The sequence below is a fragment of the Geomonas sp. genome (genome assembly GCF_056994735.1).
Map to the genome: position 1 here is coordinate 1 of NZ_JBXKJL010000283.1, position 3,673 is coordinate 3,673.

Annotated in this window: 3 protein-coding genes; 1 reads left to right on the forward strand and 2 read right to left on the reverse strand. The window is 62.3% G+C overall.

Annotated features, from left to right (window positions below; all coding sequences use genetic code 11):
* Positions 1-424: 424 nt before the first annotated feature.
* The gene (locus AC11W3_RS12110; RefSeq protein ID WP_484093089.1) at positions 425-2,617 is read left to right on the forward strand and encodes a recombinase family protein; all 2,193 of its coding nucleotides are present in this window, start codon (positions 425-427) and stop codon (positions 2,615-2,617) included.
* 70 nt (positions 2,618-2,687) lie between these two features.
* On the opposite strand, the gene AC11W3_RS12115 is transcribed toward AC11W3_RS12110, so the two are convergent.
* The gene (locus tag AC11W3_RS12115; protein ID WP_484093090.1) at positions 2,688-3,245 is read right to left on the reverse strand and encodes an ATP-binding protein; all 558 of its coding nucleotides are present in this window, start codon (positions 3,243-3,245) and stop codon (positions 2,688-2,690) included.
* Positions 3,233-3,673 (reverse strand): Mu transposase domain-containing protein (locus AC11W3_RS12120; protein WP_484093091.1); only part of this gene is annotated, 441 nt, incomplete at its 5' end. The genes AC11W3_RS12115 and AC11W3_RS12120, both read right to left, overlap by 13 nt.

Genomic DNA, 3,673 nt, shown 5'->3' on the forward strand with positions numbered 1-3,673 from the left:
ACTCTGACCAACATACTACAGACCAGTCTGCTTCACAGCGCCAATTCATTCAGGTGACAGCGCTTCACCACCCGCTCCAGGGCCAAGTGTTTCCCCTGCTACGCACGCTGAGCAAGCAAGGAGAGACCTATGTGGTCATTCAATTGCCCTCTGGGGCTACGCAGCAAGTGAAAGAGCGCTGGACCGATCAGTGTCCAGATCTTCCCTCCTCCCAGGTCACGCCATTGTGGAGCGTGACCAGCGTCCGTTCGCTGCTTGATATACTGAAGCAGCTACAGGATCGTCCGGACCACGAGGAGGTAATCGATGGATCTTCCCCCACCCATGTGGCTCACGTTTTCTCAACAGGCCCAGCACGAGCTGATCACGCAGCTGGGCGAACTGCTGCATCGTCATCTTCACACGCAACGCATCGGAGGACCTCATGAGTCATGCTGCTGCCATTCTACCCCATCATCTCAACCGCACCGCGATGGTCTACGTGCGGCAATCGACCCCCAAACAACTGGTCGTGCATCAAGAGAGTACTCGGCGCCAATATCAGCTGGCCGAGCGCGCCGCCACCCTCGGCTGGCCGCAGCCCCGCATCGTGGTAGTGGATGAGGATCTAGGCCGCTCCGGTGCCTCAAGTGAGGCACGCCTGGGCTTTCAACGCCTGGTCTCCGCGATCGGGCTGGGGGAGGTTGGCCTCGTGCTCGTCACGGAAGTCTCACGACTCTCTCGCCTCAATAGCGATTGGCATCGGGTCCTGGAACTCTGTGCGGTCTTTGACACGCTGCTTGCCGATGACGAAGGCATCTACGATCTGCGCGATCCCAATGACCGCCTGGTCTTAGGGTTGAAAGGCACGCTCTTTGCCGCAGAATTGCACATTCTCCAGGCCCGCATGCGCACAGGGCTGCTCAACAAAGCACGACGTGGAGCACTCTGCCTGCGGCTGCCCGTCGGCTATCGACGGCAGCCTGATGGCACCGTCGTGCATGATCCCGATGAGCAGGTGCAATGGACCTTGCGCATCCTCTTCGAGCGCTTTGCGCGGCTTCAAAATGCACGAGCCGTCCAGCGCTCGTTTCAAGCCGAAGGGCTGCTCATGCCCCGCTTCGTCCAGGATGGGACGGACCAGGGACACCTGGTCTGGGTGACGCCGACCTATCAGATGCTCACGCAGGTGCTCACCAGTCCGGTCTACGCCGGGATGTTTGTCTACGGGCGCCGCGTGCAGCAAACGCGCCCAGGCGATCCGCCCCACCGCTTCGCGCATCGGCTGCCTGAAGACGAGTGGGAGATCGTCGTGTCGGGGGTCTATCCCGCCTACATCAGCGAGGAGCAGTATGCGCGCAACCGGGAGCAACTGCGGGCCAATATGTACAACTTCGTCCATCGCCGTCCTGGAGCGCCGCGTGAGGGCACAGCCTTGGTCCAGGGACTGGTCCTGTGTGGCCGCTGTGGGCGACGTATGCAGGTTCAGTACAGCAAGCAGGGCCCCCGCTATGTGTGCCGGGACGCCGCCATGCGCTATGCCACCTCGACCTGCCAATCCTTTGGCCAGCGCTACCTGGATGAGGCGGTCTGTGCGTGCTTCTTTGAGGCGGTGAAACCGGCCCAACTCGAGATGCTCCTCGCGGCGCTCTCGACCTTGGAGCAGGAACGCCAGGCGCGCGAGAAAGGTTGGCAAGTGCGGCTGGAACGGGCACGCTATGCAGTGCGGCTGGCCGAGCGCCAATATGATGCGGTCGATCCGGAGAACCGACTGGTTGCCCGTGCCCTCGAAAAACGCTGGAACGAGGCCCTGGAGACTCTCAGCAATCTGGAACGGGAATATGCCGTGGCCCAGAAAACCACGCTGGTGCCCTTGACCCCAGAGGAGCAGGAAGCGGTTCGCCAGCTCACCCTGAATGTGCCTGCTCTCTGGGGGGCTCCCACGACCACGATGGCTGATCGCAAGCGGCTCCTGCGCACGGTCGTTCAGGAGATTACGCTCACCCCAACGGCACCTCGCGCGGCCTCGATGACCATCCTGTGGAGCGGTGGGGTAACCACGAGCCATGAAGTCATCTGCCCCCCGATTGGCTGGCATTGTCTGGCCCCCACTGCGCTGGTGGAGCGCCTGCGCGAGCTCGCCAGTCGTCTGCCCGACCATCGGATTGCCGAGTTGCTCAATGCGGAAGAGGTGCGCACCCCAACGGGCAAACCCTGGACGGCTGGGCGGGTGGCCAGTCTGCGCAAGCAGCACACCATCGTCACGGCTTGCCCAACCGAACCAGGAGCTGTCGCGGTGCGGGGCGATGGGTTGATCTCAAGCACCGAAGCCGCCCGACGACTCCAGGTCTCGCGTTCGCTGGTCCATGTTTGGCTCGCACACGGAGTTCTCACCGGCGATCAGCGCGCTGCCGGGTCGGATCAGTGGGTGCGCTTGACCGAGCAGGAAGCAGTCCGCCTCAGTGGGCAGGCACCCTGCGCTGATTTCCCCACCATCCGTGACCTGATGCGCCTGCACCAATGTTCGGCTGAGGAGGTTTGGCAGTATGTACGCCGAGGCGACTATCTGCCGTATCGTCGGTGCGCCGGGCGAAGCTTCGAATGGCGCTTTTGCCCACAGGATTGTCCCGCCGAGTAGAAATCAGATACAATGAAGAAACGGACAGATTCTTTTGTCCAGTTGGAGATCTTAGCAAGAGAGGGACGCATTATGAGTAACGAGGTGTCACCAGCTCAAAGAAATGGTGAGCCTGAGCTGGGGACAGTTTGGTGTAGCCCACCTCGTCGATCACCAGCACACGAGGGGTCGTATAGCGCCGCAGAGGCTTTCGCATCACTGAAGGATACGGGGCGCTCTCCAGGGCCTCAGCCAGGTGGGTCAGGGGGGTAAAGAGCGCGGAATAGCCGGCGGCCAGGGCCTTGACGGTGAGCGCTAAACTGAGGTGTGTTTTCCCGACGCCCGGCGGTCCCAGGAACAACACATTCGTCGCCGTTTGCACAAAGGAGAGATCCGCCAGTTCCCACAGCAACCGCTCGGAAAGGCTGGGCTGAAAGGCAAAATCAAACGCTTCCAGGGTTTTGAGAGCTGGCAAACGTGCTGCGCTCATGCGCCGTTGGGCGGCGCGCCGGTCGCGTCCCTCGATCTCGGCAGCAATCGCGCGGCCCAGGAACGTCTCATAGGTCCACTGCTCGTGCCTGGCCGTCTCAAAGAGAGCTGGGAATGCCTGTTCCAATTGGGTGAGCCCCAGTTGTTTTAACTGCTGCATGCGCACACCTCCAGGCCACAGAGCTGGTCATACTCGGCAAGCTGGCGCCTCTCGACCGCTGGGGCGGCTCGTTGATGTCCCAGGGGGATGACCTGCGCCCGGCGAGAGGCCGCTGGGGCCACATGGCGAAATTGGTCCGGGTGCTCCACATGGGTCTGGGACTGAGGGCGCTTGGCCAGCTCCACGATCAGCTGCCCCGCTGACCACACCGAGAGCTGGCCATGCCGCTCCCGCACCTGGACGATGCTGCCTGCGACCGCAGGGGAAGAGGGCAAGCCGTACAACACTCCATCGTAGGAGAGGTAGCCATCCCAGCCGACTTTGCGCTCGACGCCTGGCAAAGCGTTCCCAGGCAAAGGCGGGAGGAAAAGGCGCCAGCGGCTCCTGCTCACGGCGCTCACAAGGCCGTTCGTGGGTCGTGCGATGCA

Bases quoted from the DNA above. Each gene is read 5' to 3' on its own strand.
- AC11W3_RS12110 (WP_484093089.1), top strand. From the start codon at position 425: ATGAGTCATGCTGCTGCCATTCTACCCCATCATCTCAACCGCACCGCG.
- AC11W3_RS12115 (WP_484093090.1), bottom strand. From the start codon at position 3,245: ATGCAGCAGTTAAAACAACTGGGGCTCACCCAATTGGAACAGGCATTC.